The sequence below is a fragment of the Arthrobacter sp. SAFR-179 genome (assembly GCF_059414945.1).
In genome coordinates this window covers 209430-227905 of the sequence record NZ_JBPFDM010000004.1, presented here as the reverse complement: position 1 = coordinate 227905, position 18476 = coordinate 209430, and the positions used below count along the sequence as shown (strand labels likewise).

Sequence of the window (18476 nt, the reverse complement as noted above, 5' to 3'; positions counted from 1 at the left end):
ATCTTAGACTGGCGCCAATAAACACCATCAGCCCGAAGTCCCCCATGCTCCGCAGCGTCATCACCGAGCTTCTGAACGCCCACGACCTGGCAGACGTCATGGACCACGGGGCGCCCGGCAATGAACACGACCCTGAGATGGAGGACCTCGCCGCGCTGATTGCCGCCAGAACACGTAGTCTTCAGGGCCTCCCGTGACGAGCTGCTACTTCTGGCTTCGTGCATGAACGAGGCCATGGAAGCGGTCGAGGACTGGGAGGTTCAGACGCGCCTGGGCTACACCGTCGGGGAAGCCAGAGCCCTTCATGCGGAACTTTGCAGGCAACTGGACCTTCTGTCCCCGTAACAGGATCTATAGCAGCAGGCCCGACATAGCGGGCGCCCGTGCCGGAGTTACTTGAGCCAATTCCATGACCGCTGGCCGTCCCGGATTTCCCCGCAGCGCTAGGCAAAGTCCCGGTAGGGTAAAAGTCCACCTTCCAGCAGTCGAGTTCGAACAAGTGGCCGGCCTCAACGTTGAGGCTCACACCCATCGGGACTCCTCCCGGTATGGCCCGCAGCACCCAATTATGCGGGGCTTGAAGGTAAATACCGAACCGCGCGCCGGCTTCATCCCTCATCCCGAACGAAACTCGCTGCTGCCTTCCACCTCATGTGTGCGGCGTCGTCGTAAAGCTCTTCGCCGTCACATTCAGCGCCCTTGGCCCGGTGACCGGCAGGCGTCCGTATGCTGTAGCCACGGCCGTCGAAGTGGGGGATCAAATGCGGGTGTTTCGTAGGGTGCGGGCCATCCCGCTGCTGGCAGCTTTAGTGATTATGTGCTTGGCGCTGACCTCCTGCAACCTGTTCGCCCAAAAGGGGGCTCCGCCGTCCGAGAGCGTGGTCGGCGACAACGGGGCCGACCTGAATATAGCCGGTGTCCATATCGTTGTTCCGGCTGGCGCGGCACCGGTTGGAACAAAGGTCGAGGCATCCTTTGAAGACCGGAACCCGACGGGCACCGACGGGGACAGCCTGCAGCTGCTTGCCAAAGCCTTCAAGATCAGGCTCGGGGACGGCCTGCAGCCGTCAAAGCCGCTCACCGTGACCGTGCCGGTGGACAAGAACAGGCTGGCATCCTGGGACCATGCGGACACCGCACAGACGGTCGCCATGATGATCCAGTCCGAAGGCGCTTCGGAACTTGATCTCGTCCAGGCCGCGCTGGACCCTGCGGCCGGGACGATCACCGCCCAAGTGCCCCACCTGTCCTGGGTGTGGCCTGTGCAGCTCGACCTTGGTGCCGTGATGAGAAAAGTGGGCGAAATCATGGACCAAGGCTTTGGCATCAAGTTCCCGAAACCGGACTGCGTGGACAAGCCGGTTACGATCGCCGGCTCCACCTACAAGGCAGTGTCCCCGGCGCAGGCCTGGCTGTGTGTCGGCGAGTCGAACGGCTCGCTGACGGTTACGGCCTCGCCCAACTCCCCCATCCCGTTCCTCAGTACGACGTCGCCTGCCGCCGCTGCGTCCAACAAGGTCGAGATTTCGGCGGCGACGGCCTTTTCCGTCGCACTGGCCCAGAACTCCGGCTTCATCAAGAACCACCAGAGCATCATGATGCCCGGCGCGGACGCCCAGTACACGTTCAATGGAACACCCGGGTCTGTGCGGATCGGCTTCAAGCAGTACCCGGTGATGCTGCTCATGTCGATCCTGTCGAAGGTCTTCGACACGGCCCTCGGAAGCTTCGTGAAGTCGAAGGCACTCGACGACCTCGCCAAGGCCGGGTGCATGCAGAACATCGTTGACACCGCGGACGCGGGCAGCCCGCTTACCGTCGCGTATGCCGGCGGCATCGTCAAGTCCTTCTTTGGTTGCGTCGGCACAGCCATCAAGCTCTCCCCAGCGGCCCAAATACTGCTCGCGATCATCACCGCCGGCCCGCAGTTCCTGGCGGCCTCTGCAATAGGCATCTACAACGAGTTCATGGGCGGGGCGAACTTCGAGTCGACCATCACCGCGTCGGCGGCGTCCACCAGCGGCACCATGGAGGGTGCTACGCGCTTCGTGACCCTGGACCCCTGGAAAGACGGCACGCTGAAAGCCGTCAACAAAACGTACGACGGGTCAACCAACAATTCCGGATCCGGCTGCAATGGCTCCGAGATCGCACCCCGCAAGGACGGCTTCCGCTGCTACTGGCCGGGGATCTTCGACCCGTGCTTCCAGAACCCCTCGGCCGCGCACGATTTCCTGTGCATAGGCGTCACGCAGGACGGGAAAGCCCTCACCACGCTGCTCAAGAACATGCAGTTGGGTGACAACTTTGGCTTTAGGCAAAATACCGGCGCACCCGACCAGAGCAGCCCCGTTCGGGTCGAACTGGTTGACGGGACGGTCTGCGTGAGAGCCTCCGGTGCAGGGCCCCAAGGAATCCCCGGATACCCGTACTGGGCCGGGTCCTGCTTCGGCCCCTCCGGGGGTGTCTGGCGGGTCGGTGAACCGGAGCTCTGGAATAACGATCTGAGGCACTATGCGCTCTACCCGCCCGTGACAGCCGATGGTTATTGGCAGGTCGCAACCGCCAACGGAGACACCACCGCGGCCAGGAGAATCGATGTCAAGACGGCATACCGGTAGCCCCTCACGTGACAGGTGCGGAGAGAAGTAAAACTTTTCCCCCTCACCCGGCTACAAAGCAACGAGAAGCCCGAGGCGGTGGCAGCGAAGCTTTGGCGCCTGTTCGACGCCGGGAAGGACGGTGGCTGATGGCCCGGCCACCCTCATCCATCTGGCCTCGCGCTACATCCTCAGGAACGCCGCGACCGTTTGACCTCGGGCAAGACCCATGCGATGTCTTCATCGGCGTCCCATACTTCCTGTCCCCCGACTGCAAGTACAACCCCGCTAGCAAGATCACTCTGCTCTACCCCCGCAGGACGGCGCCCGCGTCGACACTGAGGAAGGGTTGAACCGACTCCGGCAGATCCCGGGCAGGGCACGGATCGATTCGATGCGTCAATCCAGTCCTGGGTCGCGGCCGGGCCACGGTTCAAGCCGACCCCGCGCGCGAAACGGTTCCAGCCCTCCTGTTAGGGCCGGACGCCTATTTCGCCTCGTTCAGGACCACGTCCAGCCCGGTATTCGGGTGGTAGGTCCAGCTGGCACTGATCTTGTCCCAGCTTGCGTGTTGGGTGCCGTCCAGAGCCCGGGTGCTGCCCATTTGTGACCGTACGTAATCCGGTGTCTTGGCGGCCTTCAGAATGCAGTCGAACATACTGTCCGGCAGGCCGGTGAGAAGGTCCTCCTTGCCTTTTCCATTAAGGGTGAGGCTGGTGTCATTGTCGCCGAGCTTGGCATCAGCATCGTGCGGTACGCCGCAGTGGGTGGCGGCCTCCTTGAGGATATATGCGGCTGCGACGGTGGTTATCGGGGTGGCCGACGATTCGGCAGCAGCGGTTGCATTAGACCCAACCATGGACCCAGCCAGGAGGGTTCCGGCTGCGCCGAGTACGACCCCGGCAACCAGGGCGGCGGTGGCTGCGATTGCTGTCTTCCGTTGCGGCTTTCGGGACCTGCCTGGCAGCAGGCGAGCCCGTACCTCCTCCGCAGGTGTTGCTGGCTGCACTGGTGGCCGGTTGGGTATCTCGGGCATCGTCATTGTCTCCCCCAGGTGATCGTGAGAAACCGCCCTCCCGAGCGGTTGCGAGATAATACACACAGCCCCCGCAACATTGGCTCAAGATCAACCAAGGGCTTCCGTGGTGACGGTTTGACCTGTGCCCCACACATAGGGCGCATGGAAACTGATCCGAACCAGAAGAGCGCGTACATCGACACTGTCCGCTCCTAGGGTGTACTGAGTCAGGACGTTGGTTACATCGTGAATAGGTGAAGACCTCTTAGGTTGGTGGTTACCACACACAGCCAACGACTAAGAGGTCTTCATGGTCCACCGTAATGCCCGTTTGACTCCGGATGGTAGGTGGATCATCGTCGAGCGCGTCCTCGCCGGCCGTCCAGTAGCTCACGTGGCCAAAGAACTGGGCATCTCAAGGACCTGCGCGCACCGCTGGATCAGCAGGTACCGGACCCACGGCTGGGCCGGCCTTGAGGACCGCAGCTCCCGTCCGAGGTCGTGCCCGCATGCGACCTCCGCGGAAGTCGTTGACGATGTCCTGACCCAGCGCATGAAACACCGCGAAGGCCCAACGGACCTGGCCTTGCGCTGCGGCACGAGCGCCAGGACGGTCTCCCGGATCCTGGCTAGGGTCGGGATGCCCAGGTTGTGGGACCTTGACCCGGTCACCGGGGAACGGATCCAGGCTTCCCGGGCCACCGACCGCCGCTACGAACGCGACGTTCCCGGCGACATGATCCACATTGAGGTCAAGAAACTTGGCCGTATCCCCGACGGTGGCGGCTGGCGGGCCGACCCTTCGCAGAGCCCGGCCAATCACCGCTCCTCCGGCAAAAACCTGGGCTTTGACTACGTCCATGTCGCTGTCGATGACCACTCCCGCTTCGCTTACGCCGAGGTCTTGTGGACGAGAAAGGCCCGACCTGCGCCGGGTTCCTCACCCGGTCAGCCGCCGCCATGGCAGCCCAGGGCGCACCGGTGGTACGGGTCATGACGGACAACGCTTTCGCCTATCGGCTCTCCCGCGACTTCCAAACCGCCTTGACAGCTTTGGGGGCCACACACATCCTCATCAAGCCCAGGCATCCCTGGCAGAACGGCAAAGCAGAACGCTTCAACCGCACCCTCCAAGAAGGCTGGGCCTACCGTCAACCCTTCACATCCAACCAAGCCCGGACAGATGCCCTGCAACCATGGCTAGACTTCTACAACAACCACCGGCACCACGGCAGCCTCAGAGGCAAGCCACCAATCAGCAGGTGCAACCAACCTACTGACTGAGTACACCTAGGCGCGGGACCTGCTCGACTACCTGAACAAGGTCGGCATCGAACCGGGCGGCTTCACGACCAAGCTGTTGGAGCTCTGGGCCAAGGCCGACTTTGTCAACAAGGCGATCATCGCCCAAGCATGCCGAATGTCGCTCTGGTTCCTCGGGCCAACGATGACGGCGGCGAAGCGGCCGTCCGCGACATCGGCGGAATCTAGGGCCACCACGACTACTCACATCACGCTCCCCGAGATCACACCGCTGGAGGACCAGCCATCCGCCGGTTCGAGCACGGCCGCGAGCTCTACCTCCGCAGTTACGCCCGGGCGAACAGCTGGAGGGGATCCGGCAGGCAACCGAGCCCTTGGAGTACACAGCAGACCTCAGTGGGCGCCCACAGGACGCCATGCGCGAGCGACGGCGGCCAGCTCCGCACTCCTTTAAGCCGGATGGACGGGATGAACTATTGGCAGGAGTACCCGTTGGATGAGGGCGAATCCAGCTCCACCGAACTGCTGCCCCACTTCGCAAAGATCGGAGCCGAGCCGACGTTCACGCTTATCAGGGGGGAGCCGGCCAGTCCAAAAAAGGGATTTCCAAGAGCAGGCGTCCTCAAAATCGGCCGTATAGCCTTTGACTGGCGGCGGGTTCCTCCACTACGAGGGGAGCCTTGGCACTACCTAATTAACTGGGTCGCGAATACCTAATGCTCGAGATTTGAAGGGGGCCAGTGGGGGTGTACAAGCTGTTGCCCCATCGGACTAGGCTCCGTATCGTTGGTCCCACTCTCGTCAAAGAGCAGAGCCGTAGCCTGCCTCTTTTCCTGGTCCTCCAGACGATTCTTCATCCTTTGATCACATGAGGAAATTCCATGAACAAGGCATCTCGTCTTCTTGCCTCTGCTGCACTCACTGTCGGTCTGGTCCTCGGCGGAATTGTACTGGCAGCAGGCCCTTCATCCGCTGACAGCACGAAATCGAAAGACAACAAAGTATGCACAGTGGTCCGAATTGATGACCGAGTGACGGTGGTCTGTAAGAACGAGCACCATAAGCAAAACCAGGTGTAGGCAGTCCTGCCTCGGCTCAATGGCACAGACTCACCCCCAGAACTATGCGGACGTTGTCGAACACATGGGGGCCCATGACGCTTCACCAGGCCGTTGAACAGGTCATCGCCGAAATCGGCTGGTTCTGCTGACCCCGACAAAATCGGTATGAGGGGGTACTGGCTCACGAGCCCTAATGCCTTCTCCGCGTTGAGGGCTGGGATAGCGTCCGCACACATGACGTCCATAACAGACCAGCTTGCCACCCTGGCAGACGGTGCCCCGGCCGCGGATCCCCGACTGAACTGGAGTGAATGGGCCATGGGCCTAGCGACGGCCGTCGCTGCCCGCGCCGACTGCTCGCGTGCCCACGCCGGCGCCGTCATCATGACCGCCGACATGCGGATCGTCGCGACCGGCTTCAAGGGGCTCCGTCGGGCACGCCCGGCTGCCTGACCAGCGGCGCCTGCCCGCGGGCCACGGTCGGCAAAGATTACCCCAGCTCCTACGACACAGGTCCGGGTGCCTGCATCAGCGTACACGCCGAGGCCAACGCCATCATCCGTGACAGCTGGACGGACATGGACGGCTCACTGCTCACCACCACGAAGAAGCCGTGTGACGGGTGCTGGAAGCTGATTCGGGCAACACCGCTGGCACGGCCGAGCACGTCCTCTCCGAGGAGTTCCTCAACCTGACCGCCGCCTTCGCCCTGGGTGCCGGCACCGGCCCTGACCGCTGGGTCCAGCGCCACCTGCTCTCCGACTACGACTTCACCCCATGGGAAACGTTCGACCCGATTGCCGTCGGGGACGACGCTCCGCTGCTCGCTGCGAGCCCGCACTGGTTGCGCACCGGCGACCACACCCACCTGATCGGATCGCCGTTAGGGCGATCCGGCACCGGCGTCCCGCACCCGGCGCCGCTCCCGCCCGAGTTGGTCAGGGGCCTCCCGGTCGGGCAGCGGCGCCCGCGCCAGACTCCCGCCACGCCTGCGCATCGAATACTGACGGCTGAGCGGTACGCGAGTCGGTCCCGAACTTCATTCTGCGCCGGTGCATACTGCAGTGATGACAGGGAGCTCCGCTGGCGACGCGCAAGGGAACAGTGACGGCCAGATCGCAACTTCACCGCAGAACAAGCGTCGAGCTCTGCGGGTGGATGTTGCCTGGCTGGGTGCAGCCGGAGTAGCGCTGTACGTCTTCCTGCGCATTCCATTTGCAATCTTTTACGAGCATCTAGGAACCTCCCCTGAGGAAGTTGGACTGGGATACGCGCAGCTCCTCGCCCAGTCTTCGGTGCTGGTCGTCGTCGTCGCAGCGGCAGCAAGCATCCTTTCCTTCTACCTGCTCTTTGGCCCCGTCCCCACCGCTGTAAACATTGGAGCCAGCTACCGTAAGTGGAACGGCGGCGGACGCGCAGCTCTGGCGCGAATGACCGATTCTGAATTCGATGCATACGTGGTTGCCGCACAAGCCGCTAATGAGTCGAGATTTTTCGGCCGCAAGCTGATGGCCTACGCGCTCCGCCGCCAATCCCGGCTCCGCGAACTGGACCGGAAGGACATCCTGGACCGGGATGAGGTCAAAGAGCGCCGCAGACTCTACTACGGCATCGCTGCGATCGTCAGCCGCCCTCTCCTTGGCTTTGTCTACGAGGCGAATGAAAAGAGGTACCGGCTTCTCGCACTGTTCCTCTTCTGGACTCTTGCGATCATGGCGGTCGGACTGCCGCTGCTGGCGAACGAAGAAGCACTCTCCGTCAAGGATTGCCAGACCCCGGATACCGTTCCCGGGATGAACTATAGCGGCACCAAAGTGGAACTGCTCGACAGCACAACGCTGAGCCCCCGGTTCCCGGAACGGAACCTCCTGCTGCTCGGCGGGGACTCGAACCGGTACGTGCTGTTTGACTGCACGGATGACACCACACTCAGGCTGCCAACCTCCAGCTATGTAGCCATCCACCGGGGCCAGTAGTAGGTTCGGCCAGCCGCGCCAAGCTCCCAGCCCTGCTCCGCATCGATTCCTAAGATCAATGCCGGGCGTGGAACTGCAAGGCCTCCACTAGGGTCTTCTTATTGGTGACGAGCGGGCCACGGAACGAGCCGTCCGACTTGACCCGCACGTATTGAAGGCTTGCGTCTCCGCCGTTGTAGGCCATAACGTCCGCGCTGAAGGCAATGTCTTCCAGCTGGAACTCCACCCCGGCCAGAGATGAAGCCGCCTGGGCCTCGAAGTTGCCCAAGTCTTCACGACGGTTCAATCACTGCCTGGGGGTAGGCAATCGGCCTCAATACGAGGCCGTGCTGTCCCGACTGCCACCGTTGCGACAACGAAGTCGCATCATCACAGGGCAACCGGCGGCATCCGGACCCCTCCAGGGGCCGACGCGCCGCGTATTGGCATGTAACCGATCGACGGTGTTGACTGCTTGGCTTATCGCTTCTTCTCCACTGAAGCTGAACCGGCGGAGCCGTGTTCAGCGGGTGACCCTCTTTTATAGTGACATTTGGCCCAGGACTGGGCCGCCTCCGGGGACCATATCGCTCGCGCAGCTCGGAACCGATGAATGCTTATGTCTGTCTGCCAGATCCAGCCTGAGTCCGGGGCGACCAACATTGGGCTCCGTGTGGCATCGAGCTATTTCTTGATCGCGCTCTTCCCATTAAAGGGCAGACAAAGGGGATAGCCCGTGCTTGGCCGACGGCAGGCAAGCACGGGCTACTTAAGGGGCTTAGCCGTTGATGACCTGGGGGACGCCGAGGGCTTTGAATCCGTCGACGCCGAACTCGAGGCCGTAGCCGGACTGTTTGGCTCTGCCGAAGGGGATGCGGGGGTCGACGGCGCCGTGTTTGTTGATCCATACGGTGCCCGATTGGACAAGGACGTCGGGGATCTGTTCTCCCTCACCGAGGACGACATCGCGGGCATCCAGACCGGTGTCAGCACCGCCAAGGGCAAAGAGGGCCAGCCCCCTCTACTACGGCTCCCTCAAGGCCAAGAGCACCACTCCCCTGGCCGATTATGGCTTCGCCGACGGCTTCCTTGCCTCGGAATCCGACCTTCAGGGGTGTCGGCCGGCCAAGATCGTCGCCGTGGCCGTCGAAGTGCTCACAGGGCTGGCAGTCTCCATGCCCGACCGGGAAAATGCACCCCCTCCGCGGCCGTGTCACCGGCACCTCCACCTGAGTGGAGGACCCCAGCTCAGGACCGCTTGGCGGGTCGCGCTCCAGGTCAAAACCGCTTCAGCCCGGCGCATACAGCTCTGGGGCGGCACCGACGGCCGGATTGTGTTCGCCACCGTCGGACTGCATCACGACATGGGGATCTGAGAGGGTAGCTCCCCCTATACCGCGCACATCTTTGGCCGCGTACTCTGATGCCAACCAGGGGCTGCAGGGTGGCCCGTCCGCAAGGCAAGAGTGGAGGAAGGCCATGGACTCCTATGCGACGATCGTTGGCGATCTCGTGAAGGTCGTCGAGCGGGAGGGCTATAAGGGACTCCTCGGGGCAGCGGCCCTCGACAACGACCCAGACCCCAACAGCCCAAACGCCGACTGCATCTCTGCATCCGACAAAGGCATGGATTCAGCGTCCAGCAACGAGGACTTCTGGGGTGCCGCCCTTGGGATGGCGTACTGCTTGAGAACCTCGCCTCCCGTTCTTGCTCCAGTCGACCCAGGGCAGCCCGAGGACCCGCCACCGCCCGACCCGCCAGAAGACCCAGAACCGCCTGACAAGCCCTCCCTGGGGGACGTCGTTCTGGCCGCTCTACTCGCTCATCTTCGAGGCGGACCAGAGTCGAAGTAGCGCGGCGGGAAGCTGGGCCCCGCGGTCCGCACACATGGCTGCGATGAGAACTTACCCACCCCCGGCGGGGAACCCGCCATCTTCGAGGTAAACATCAAAGTACCGAGTCGGTGGCCGTTCCTAACAACCCAGACGGACCCGCAGGTTATCCTGAGGGCCACCGGGGACACCTACCGCAACCTGCTGGGCATACCTAGCTAGCTCCAACGTGTCGACGCTGGCCAGAACATCGTGATGCTCGAGATCGAAAACGCCGACGAACGCAAGATGGCCGAGTTCGAAACCATCGTTGACGCAGGGCTTTACCTCCCTAGGCCACCCAAGTCCGGCCGGCCACTCTACTTGGAGCCACGAAACTTAGGGCATGCCCTCATACTTGGTAGACGCGGGTGCAGTCATGTCGGCTAATGGCCATTGCCAGGCTGATCCCGGTGAGTCGAATACGGGGATGGCGTGCACGACTTTTCCTATCCCCGGCCGTGCTGGCGGGTAGCCATAAGACTTAGCTGACGATATTTCGAAACCCTGCTTGCTGGCCGACGAACGCATATAGGGTTGCTCACAGGCGCTTCGGGCTTCAACCGAACGCCGAAAATGTCAAGCTTTGTCAACACAAAAGAGACAAAAAGCCCCTGACCTGCGGAAACACTGTGCCCGAGGTGGGACTCGAAACTACATTCTCTGCCTTGAAAAGACTGGGAAGCCACGAAAACATGCGGAATCCGGAGCAGTCCGAGAGCTCTACGAAGCAGTCCGAGACGAAAAGTGTGGACATTGTCCACACCCAACTTCTACCCCCTTATCCGAACAGCCACGCCGGCCAACTTCGAGCGCACCGATATCCCCGATAGCAGGAAACCAGGTCGCTACGTTCCGCCGCCTTCCCCCTTCTACTTGTTGAGGGATTAGAGTCGCTCTTGACTACGAAGGAGCAGCGCATGGGCTACACCCACTACTTCCATGGCCTCACCGCCACGTCCCAAGTCGTCGCCGATGCCACGAAAATCATCGAAGCTTCCGGTGTCACAATCTGCGGACCCCAGGGTGAAGGGCTGCCGCTCCTCAGCGAAACCCACGGGATCAAGCTGAACGGCTTCGCCGCAGCAGGCGAAGCCTACGAAACTTTCTCCCTCCCTAGCGCAAACGCTGCCGGCCGTGGAAACCATGCTTGGTTCTGCAAAACAGAGAACAAACCCTACGACCTCGTCGTCACCGCAATCCTCACCGCCGCCGCCCTCCGCCACCCGGGGATACTGCGCAGCGACGGCCATTGGGAGAGCTGGACTGCGGGGCTCGCCCTCTACGAAGCGGCCGTCCGTCCCCTCTCCCTGGACCAGAAGATTGCGCTCGAACTCGACATCGAAGCCATGCGCCCAGAACATCGCTGACGCCACAAACCCCCAGCCGCGCCGCTCCCTTTGCCGTTCCTAAGGGTCCGCGAACTGCTTGCAGCTCCGCCACGTGGAGTAGTCATGCTGTTTGGTCTGCCTTGTCCGATGGATGAGTGGAAGCTGTATCGCTGCTTGTCATTCTGATATGTCCCATGATCGCTGGGCGGGTCCTCCGCGCAACCAGGGCGCTACCGCGCCGACCCCGGAACCGAAAACTTCTCCATAGTCGCAGTGGAATCAGTCCCTGCGGGTGAAGTTTTCGCCCCCGGCGCCGGTTCCCCAAGTTGCACTCCGGCCCCTCGACCCAGCGGATGGTCCCCTACCAGAACGACGCCCACCACCAACAACCGGAGAGACAAGGCCATAAAGGGCCAAGGAGAACAGGGATCATGGAAAAACTCACCATCAAGACACCCCCGGATGTCCTCAGCTTCATCGGACACACACTGGGCTTCTGGCCGAAGGAGAGCCTGGTCTGCATCACCCTGAACGAGAACAGCGTTGGCGCTACCCTGCGGATCGACCTTCCCCGGCAACCAGGTCAGGAACTCCCCTACGCACGCACCGTCGCCCACTACCTCACCAGCGACACCACGGCCACGTCCCTGCTCTTCGCCATCTACACCAGCGAACTTTGCCAATCCGGACAGCCGAAACCCCACGCCGCGACCATCGCAGCCCTCACCGGAGTCCTCGCAGAACAAGGCATCACCATCCGCGACGGACTCTTCGTCGGCGACGACACCTTCTCCCCCTACGACGGCGAACCCGATCACGAACTCGCCCTGCCCGTCAGCGCCACCCAGACCAGCGCCATCAACGCCGAATTCATCTACCGCGGCAGCGCTGTCCAACCCACCGACCAGGTCACCCTCCCCGTCACCAGTGAGGCGCTCGCCAATGCAGCCGCCGTCGAACACCACATGGACGCCATCCGATCCATGTCCCCCAACACTGCAACAAGGCAAGCCCGGGAACTCTGGGGCGGCATGCTGGACACTGGTTCCTTCCCCAGCGACGACGACTCTCATGCCCTGGTAGCCAACCTTCAGTTCCCGGCCATCCGCGACCGCCTCATTGCCGACATCCCGGACTTGGAAGAGCCAATGCAGCACATCCTCTTCGCGCAAACGGACGGCGCTCCGAAGTGGTCGCGTATCGAGTGGGCACAGCAACTGCTCCTGCATGCCTACACCCGCACCAGCCCGCAACACGCAGCACCCGTCCTAACCACCATCGGCTACATCAACTGGTGGGAAGGCCGAGGAAGCAAAGCACACCAATTCCTCCAACTCGCCCTCGACACCGACCCCGCCTACCGCCTCGCCCGCCTCAGTGACCAGATGATCGGCTCCGGCCTCGTCGCGAGCTGGAACATGAACAAAGAAACCGCCTACAAAGCACTGCCATTCGATTAACGAACACTGAGGCTAGAGGATTTGACCCCACAGGACTGGTTCGACACTGTGCCCGCGCGACCTCTGCAGCTTTACGAAAGTACGTTATCGGCCTTGGAAAATGGCAGGGGAGAAGTCACGAAAGAGACCCGGATTCTGTCTCGCCAACGTGGGCGGCTGGTGATGGCGTGACAAGCTTTTGAGTTCTTAGGGCAACGTGTTGTCCCAATGGTCGCGCCAGTTTCCGGACATTCCATCCGCAATTTTAAGCGCCCTTCGAGGCTCGGCGTCGACGTGACGTCTCAGGCCGCACTCCAGCGGGCTTTGATCAGCGCGGGTTCAGCTCGTCGGCCATGTTGTTAACAATGAGGTCGAAGTCGGTGTTTGCCACGGCGCTTGCAAGCAGTCTGGGTTTCCGCGCTAGGTCGGCGACGAGAAGCGCCTCCGGTTGCATGTAGAGCCAGTCGTACTTTTCCACGTAGTCTTCAGCTCCGTACGCATGCTCGCTAAAGACCTTCCGGATCCGGTCCCCGTCTTGGTTAACGAGGTCTTGTATCTTGGCGTCTAAAGTCTTCCGGTCGTCTTCGCTATAGACGCTGAGCAGTATCTCGAACAAGCCTTCAGGTTTGAGAGCAGGAGCATGAGATTGGGTGAAATCCGTGAAGATCTTTCGCACCTTGTTGAACAGGCCGGCGGACGTTTCGGATTCAAATTTGTTTACATCTTTGATCAACGAAGCCACCTCCGAATCGAACAACTCGGTTAATACGATCAAACGGAGGACCCGGCGCTGCAGGTCACTCGGCAACTTGGTCGCATTTTTATATCTCAGCCGGTGGTCGATCATATACCAGGCGTCACCGGCGACTGTTCGAACCTGTACCTCCACCTTTAGACCGTTGCCTTGACCATCACAGATCTCGGGATCGCACAGATCAAACTGGTCTGAACTGTACTCCAGTTTCTCGGGCGAGGGTCTCCTCCGATCTAGTTCACAGGATATGCTCCGGGTCTGACACTCTGACTCCAGCAGGTCCGAGAAGGCTGCGGCGCCTCCGACAGTAGGAAATATAGCCTTAAGTGCAACCAGATCACCGAATGCCTCCCAAGGTCGCGCATTCTCCGGTCCATTCTTATAGGCCTTGGTCAGAAGACTCGGCAACTTCTTGACTCGGCCGTCGACATGAGCATTTGGGTCGATTTCGTGGGCCAGTTTCAGAAGGTTTTCCTTCCACCGTTCCAACCCGACCTGAAGGTGGGGCAGCTCCTCCATATAGCGATCGCTGAGGACGTTCACGTTAGTCAAGTGCCGCTGCCTTAGGCACGGAACCGAATCGAATCTGCCGCAAGTCTCCGCTAAGCCGTATGACAGTTGCCCCATTCTCATCTCTGGAGACATCAATATTCCCCGATTCAAAGGCCTCGTTGCTTGCGGTGACGGTAAATCCTTGGCCGATGAACCTCACCCCGGAACCGCCTCCGGCGATCAGCTTCATGTCTTTGCGGATTACCGCGTCGCCAACCGTGTCAGGTATTGCATCCAGAAAGTCGTCCCGATCTCGTGCCTCAAGGAACTCATCTGCGAAAACACTCGGCTGGAAGTCTTCGCCAGGAGCATTCATGTAGGCCGTTAGAGCACCCGCATATCTTGCGCCCTTTACGGTGTCAGCCAGCGTCTCATTAAAGAAGGCCATAGCGGAATCCATGAAGACTTTCGTCTGGATTTCCGAGCGGTCCGCAAGCTGACACCCAAGAAAGTCTGCCAGAAAGAAGTCTGCATACATCGCACCGTTCTGCTGATCTACCATCTGTCCGATCACTGTTCCGTCGTCGGCAAGCTCCATGAGTGCGACCTTGTAGATCCGGGAATTTTGGCCGACAATCAGCTCATTAAGATGTTCAAGATCCAAACGGCCTGAAACAGGGTCCCGTTGCAGTCTCATTCCTTCCTGGTGTTCAGCCTTCATCAGAAGGACGGAGTCCCGACCATCCCTCTCGACGCGAGCGATGACGAGGATCCCCGAAGGGCTAGTTGCTGTCTGACTGCGAAATAGTGCCTTCGCCAGCTCCTGTGACGCCTCTACAAAAGGACCGTCATCGCTGTCCTTGATTATTCTTTCCACGAGACTAGTAGTTTTCGAAGCAAGGCTGTCATCCGCTTTGATGTCGCGGGGGTGCTTCAGCGCAAACTTGACCATGTTGTCGAGGATGAATCGACGCGTCTCTGGCGCAAGCGGTGTAAGTTCCGTGCTTAGGGTGGCATCGACGTCGGTTTTCGTCGAATGTTTACCCTTCGGCACCTCGTGAACAATGGCTTTGGACAGATTGATGGCCAAGGAGAACTCCTGGATGCGAAAAGAAATAGATTTGTTCCAATGAATTTATCAGCTGCAAACGAGCGCTTGCGCCGAAAACGCGCAGCCTTCTTGTTATCGGGGGCACGCCGCGCACGTTCGAAGGGCCGAGTTTGGCGTCCCTAAGTGTTTGGCGTTTCCGTCAGGTGGTGCGTGGGAATTCTGTCTCTGTCGTAGGTGATTTCCGTGTAGCCGTGGGGCTCGGGCCTGCCCTCGCCGTTCAGGTTCACAAACACAATCTCCTCGATTGTGAGGATGCTTTGCCGAGTGATCATGTTTCGCACTTCCGCTCGCATGGTCAGTGAGGTTCGGCCAAATTTAGTTGCTGTCAGGCCCATCTCGATGAGGTCGCCTTGGACTGCAGAGCTGACAAAGTTGATTTCCGATATGTACTTTGTAACCGCCCTGCCATTGCCGAGCTGGAGGATCGCATAGATTGCTGCTTCTTCATCGATCCACTTGAGGAGACTCCCACCGAACAAGGTTCCGTTGGCATTGAGGTCTTCTGGCCGAACCCACTTTCGGGTGCGGAAGGATATGTCGGAGGATTCCATGGTGAGACCTTACTTTTGGGTGAAAAGGAATTAGGGCAGGGTATGGCCTAATGCTGGTTGCGCTAGTGCTCCGCGCCGGCGCTGTGGGCCGAGCCCGGCCGGACCTGTTTGGCAAGCGAGAAGACCGGAGGTAGGGCAGGGTTGTTCGAGTCTCCGGGCAAGACCCATCGGCAGCTATATCGGCAGGGTCCCATCAAGCACCCGTACGAACCGCACATGGGGGTCAGTAACATTCTCTGCAACAGAATCCGTTAGCGAATACGCGACTTCGGCTCCGACCAGGGCCAGTGTGGTCCAGGATCCGGCGCCCTTTGCACGATATCAGGATCGAAGCGGCGCCTAGGCTTAATCGGCGCTGGGGGTCACTCAGGACTGAGTCTTCGTGCGGGGGTAGCGCCACGAAAGGTCCACCAGCAGATTCCTCCACATGGATGCCCTCTCGCGAGGCAAGAGGGTGCGACGCGGGGACGACCAGCACGGGGTTTTCCCCCACGCTGACGCGGGACCTGACGCCCCCGGGCACGTCCGTTTGTTTCCATCAATGAGTAGATGGAACCGGGGCGACCGAATCCATAATACGACCGCCTTCACTGCTAGCTCCGGATAAGCCTCCGAACCCATGTCAGTTGTTTCCGGCCTGGCCAGTGCCGAGGCCAACAAGCCGACATCGCGGCTATGAAACCCGTACCGATCGACAACTTGAAGCGCACCGGCAATGTCCAGGTACGCTGTCACGCGTCCTCAAGGCGCCTCAGCAACTCAGCATCACGGCTCATAACAAAGTCGAGGCCCTCGCTGATCTCACGGCGGCGCGCGTGGCGCTGCAGAACCAACTCGGCCCCCTGCAACAGAAGCGCAGACTTGGACGTGTGTTCCTCGGCAGCCAACTTCTCCAGCCACCGCCCGTCATGACCGCACCGCGACTGTCTTGGCCCCCCGCGGGCGGCCACAGACGAAGGGCGCATCCTTGGTTGACTACCTCTGGGGCCGAGCCGCTCCTGGCCCAGTTCATCAGCGCCTGCACTTCCATGGCTGCCCCGGCGACCGCGGCATCGAACCATTTGGCCACAGTAGGCGGAGCCCTGTTGGCCAGCCTCCTCCAGGACTATGAGCCCGACTCCGAGGATATGGCTGAGGTGCTTCGGCATGAATTCGAAGCCCATATTAATCGAAACCTGCAGAACCCAGGCCTCGGATGGAAGCAGATTGCTTCCATCCACCACGTATCCGTGCAAACAGTTCAGCGCCTGTTCGCAGGAACGGGACACGGGCTTACCGGCCTGATCCGGAAGGCCCATTTGCGGGCTGTCCATCGTGACCTTGCTGATTACGGCACTGCGCATCTCACCATCACCGAGGCGGGGGCAAAATGGTGTATTCACGACGCCCAATGGCTCGCCAAAGCGTTCAAGACCGAGTTCGGCTTGACCCCTTCGGAGTTTCGAAAATCCGCTGCGGCAGGAATTTCCCCGGACACCGGATTAGTGAACCATGGACCCAAGGCAATGCGTCAGTCATAGGCTTACCGCGCAACCCGTGCGTCGATGGACGTGCCTGAACACTGCATGAGACTCCGTTATAGGGGTGCGCGGCTATATCACGGGTTCGGCACCGAAAGCCCTACCAGCAGCAGGTTTGCGCCTATCGGCTCTTCGTTGTCGGTGCGGAACCGGGCTCAGTACCTGCCCTCGTCTCATGAAGCGTCTTTGCACTACCCGGGGACCGCAACAGGGCCGGACGCATGGGCTCTTCCTCGCGTAGCGGCTCTGTTTCAGTGAGCTGATCGCCTGAGACATGCGTGAGCCAGTGGTACGTCGCGGTTCCATCAGCCTTCCAGGCCAACTCGGCCCGAGTCAGTTCACGGACCACACGTGCGGGACTACCATGAGCGAGGTGTCGGGCTGGGATCTCTATGTTCGAGGTAACCAACGATCCAGCGCCCACAAACGCTTGTCTGCCGATGACCGCGCCATCAAGGACAATAGCGCCAATACCGATGAGGACATCATCGCCCACGTGGCAGCCGTGCAGGACGGCACCATGTCCCACGTGCCCGTTCATGCCTAGTTCCGTTAGGCGTCCTGGAAAAGTATGGACAATACACCCGTCTTGCAGGTTTGCCCCTTCCTTCATAACGAACCGCCCGAGATCTCCCCTTAAGGAAGCTTGTGGACCGACATAACACCCGGGGCCCACAATAATGTCTCCGATGAGACTCGCGGTCGGGTGGACATATGCCGTGGGGTGCACAACGGGCACAACATCACCAAAAGCGTAAACTGGCGGGGCCATGAAGGACTCCTCTTTATAGTGCTGTTCGCCCCTGCTGGACGGGGCCAGTGATACTGAGAAGTTTAGGGAATCGCGATCGCGCAACCGGATCCGCGTCGGCCCCGGAAACTACCAAGACTCCCACTCCAGCAGCAATGGAGCGGCCTGCAACGCTGCTGGAGTCCCTCACCCCTGGGCGCACGCGGAAAATCATGCCGTTTGCCTTGCTGACTCCGATGGAGAGGTAAACGTTCCACCGCTGCTTGTCATTCTGACATGGCCCATGATCGCTGGGCGGGTCCTTCGCGTAACCAGGGCGCTAACGCGCCGGCCCCGAAAACAAAAACTTCGGCAAGACACCGCATGGATGGAGTCCCCACGGATGAAGTTTTCGCCTCCGTTGCCGGTCCCCCAAGTTGCACTACGGCCCCACAACCCAGCGGCTGGTCCCCTATCAGAACGACGCCCACAAACCAACAACCGCAAAAGTCACGGCCGCACACAGCGTGAAGGGAAACCCGGGATCATGGAAAAGCTCACGATCAATGCACCGCCAGACGTACTCAGCTTCATTGGGCATACCCTAGGCTTTTGGCCAAGGGAAAGCCTGGTCTGCATCACCCTGAACGAAGACAGCATCGGAGCCACGCTCCGCATCGACCTCCCCCGCCAGGCTGGCCAGGAACTCCCCTACGCGCGCACCGTCGCCCACTACCTGGCCAGCGACACTGCCGCAACGTCCATCCTGTTCGCGTAGA

The 18476-nt window shown here is 60.8% G+C and carries 18 protein-coding genes and 2 pseudogenes; 12 read left to right on the top strand and 8 right to left on the bottom strand.

Translation table 11 applies throughout. From position 1 onward, the window contains the following. The first annotated feature begins 44 nt into the window (after positions 1 to 44). A complete protein-coding gene (locus tag ACR65K_RS09855) occupies positions 45 to 197 on the top strand; it encodes a hypothetical protein (protein WP_440152537.1) in 153 nt (50 codons plus the stop codon). 564 nt (positions 198 to 761) lie between these two features. Next, the gene (locus ACR65K_RS09850; protein WP_440152536.1) at positions 762 to 2621 is read left to right on the top strand and encodes a hypothetical protein; all 1860 of its coding nucleotides are present in this window, start codon (positions 762 to 764) and stop codon (positions 2619 to 2621) included. A 466-nt stretch (positions 2622 to 3087) separates the two neighbouring features. Here the strand turns inward: ACR65K_RS09850 and ACR65K_RS09845 are convergent, their stop codons facing one another. Further along, complete coding sequence (locus ACR65K_RS09845) at positions 3088 to 3459, bottom strand: hypothetical protein (protein WP_440152535.1); 372 nt, start codon at positions 3457 to 3459, stop codon at positions 3088 to 3090. Between the two features lie 469 nt (positions 3460 to 3928). Here ACR65K_RS09845 and ACR65K_RS09840 point away from each other — a divergent pair. The 4 genes and pseudogenes from ACR65K_RS09840 to ACR65K_RS09825 all read left to right on the top strand — a co-directional run bounded on the left by ACR65K_RS09840 (position 3929) and on the right by ACR65K_RS09825 (position 7918). Further along, positions 3929 to 4902: pseudogene (locus tag ACR65K_RS09840) on the top strand (IS481 family transposase). A gap of 1274 nt (positions 4903 to 6176) precedes the next feature. After that, positions 6177 to 6395 (top strand): cytidine/deoxycytidylate deaminase family protein, encoded by a 219-nt coding sequence (locus ACR65K_RS09835; RefSeq protein WP_440152533.1) that lies wholly within the window; start codon positions 6177 to 6179, stop codon positions 6393 to 6395. A 169-nt stretch (positions 6396 to 6564) separates the two neighbouring features. After that, the gene (locus ACR65K_RS09830; protein ID WP_440152532.1) at positions 6565 to 7050 is read left to right on the top strand and encodes a hypothetical protein; all 486 of its coding nucleotides are present in this window, start codon (positions 6565 to 6567) and stop codon (positions 7048 to 7050) included. Next, positions 7010 to 7918, top strand: coding sequence for a hypothetical protein (locus ACR65K_RS09825; RefSeq protein ID WP_440152531.1), 909 nt, complete (start codon positions 7010 to 7012; stop codon positions 7916 to 7918). Before ACR65K_RS09830 ends, ACR65K_RS09825 begins: the two co-directional genes overlap by 41 nt. 55 nt (positions 7919 to 7973) lie before the next feature. Here ACR65K_RS09825 and ACR65K_RS09820 read toward each other — a convergent pair whose 3' ends face one another. Together ACR65K_RS09820 and ACR65K_RS09815 are read right to left on the bottom strand one after the other, a co-directional pair. Further along, positions 7974 to 8186 (bottom strand): hypothetical protein, encoded by a 213-nt coding sequence (locus tag ACR65K_RS09820; RefSeq protein ID WP_440152530.1) that lies wholly within the window; start codon positions 8184 to 8186, stop codon positions 7974 to 7976. A gap of 489 nt (positions 8187 to 8675) precedes the next feature. Then, positions 8676 to 8822: pseudogene (locus ACR65K_RS09815) on the bottom strand (aldehyde dehydrogenase family protein); the annotation flags it as partial. A gap of 58 nt (positions 8823 to 8880) precedes the next feature. Here ACR65K_RS09815 and ACR65K_RS09810 point away from each other — a divergent pair. The 4 genes from ACR65K_RS09810 to ACR65K_RS09795 all read left to right on the top strand — a co-directional run bounded on the left by ACR65K_RS09810 (position 8881) and on the right by ACR65K_RS09795 (position 12560). Next, positions 8881 to 9273, top strand: a complete 393-nt coding sequence (locus ACR65K_RS09810) for a hypothetical protein (protein WP_440152529.1) — start codon at positions 8881 to 8883, stop codon at positions 9271 to 9273. A 103-nt stretch (positions 9274 to 9376) separates the two neighbouring features. After that, positions 9377 to 9751, top strand: coding sequence for a hypothetical protein (locus ACR65K_RS09805; RefSeq protein WP_440152528.1), 375 nt, complete (start codon positions 9377 to 9379; stop codon positions 9749 to 9751). Positions 9752 to 10689: 938 nt separating this feature from the next. After that, entirely contained in the window at positions 10690 to 11139 is a 450-nt protein-coding gene (locus tag ACR65K_RS09800) for a hypothetical protein (RefSeq protein WP_440152527.1), read from the top strand. Positions 11140 to 11531: 392 nt separating this feature from the next. After that, the gene (locus ACR65K_RS09795; RefSeq protein ID WP_440152526.1) at positions 11532 to 12560 is read left to right on the top strand and encodes a DUF4192 domain-containing protein; all 1029 of its coding nucleotides are present in this window, start codon (positions 11532 to 11534) and stop codon (positions 12558 to 12560) included. Between the two features lie 307 nt (positions 12561 to 12867). Here ACR65K_RS09795 and ACR65K_RS09790 read toward each other — a convergent pair whose 3' ends face one another. The 4 genes from ACR65K_RS09790 to ACR65K_RS09775 form a co-directional block, all read right to left on the bottom strand. Next, positions 12868 to 13836, bottom strand: a complete 969-nt coding sequence (locus tag ACR65K_RS09790; protein WP_440152630.1) for a RelA/SpoT-related domain-containing protein — start codon at positions 13834 to 13836, stop codon at positions 12868 to 12870. Between the two features lies 1 nt (position 13837). Continuing rightward, positions 13838 to 14875, bottom strand: coding sequence for a nucleoid-associated protein (locus ACR65K_RS09785; protein WP_440152525.1), 1038 nt, complete (start codon positions 14873 to 14875; stop codon positions 13838 to 13840). Positions 14876 to 15015: 140 nt separating this feature from the next. After that, complete coding sequence (locus tag ACR65K_RS09780) at positions 15016 to 15447, bottom strand: acyl-CoA thioesterase (protein ID WP_440152524.1); 432 nt, start codon at positions 15445 to 15447, stop codon at positions 15016 to 15018. 366 nt (positions 15448 to 15813) lie between these two features. Then, positions 15814 to 16182, bottom strand: coding sequence for a Fic family protein (locus ACR65K_RS09775; protein ID WP_440152523.1), 369 nt, complete (start codon positions 16180 to 16182; stop codon positions 15814 to 15816). 350 nt (positions 16183 to 16532) lie between these two features. Here ACR65K_RS09775 and ACR65K_RS09770 point away from each other — a divergent pair, with 350 nt between their 5' ends. Beyond that, positions 16533 to 16967: a helix-turn-helix domain-containing protein gene (locus tag ACR65K_RS09770; protein WP_440152522.1), complete on the top strand. Its 435-nt coding sequence runs from the start codon at positions 16533 to 16535 to the stop codon at positions 16965 to 16967. 121 nt (positions 16968 to 17088) lie between these two features. Here the strand turns inward: ACR65K_RS09770 and ACR65K_RS09765 are convergent, their stop codons facing one another. After that, positions 17089 to 17430: an LbetaH domain-containing protein gene (locus ACR65K_RS09765; protein WP_440152629.1), complete on the bottom strand. Its 342-nt coding sequence runs from the start codon at positions 17428 to 17430 to the stop codon at positions 17089 to 17091. A gap of 814 nt (positions 17431 to 18244) precedes the next feature. On the opposite strand from ACR65K_RS09765, the gene ACR65K_RS09760 reads away from it, so the two are divergent. Next, positions 18245 to 18475: a DUF4192 family protein gene (locus tag ACR65K_RS09760; RefSeq protein WP_440152521.1), complete on the top strand. Its 231-nt coding sequence runs from the start codon at positions 18245 to 18247 to the stop codon at positions 18473 to 18475. Position 18476: the final 1 nt, after the last annotated feature.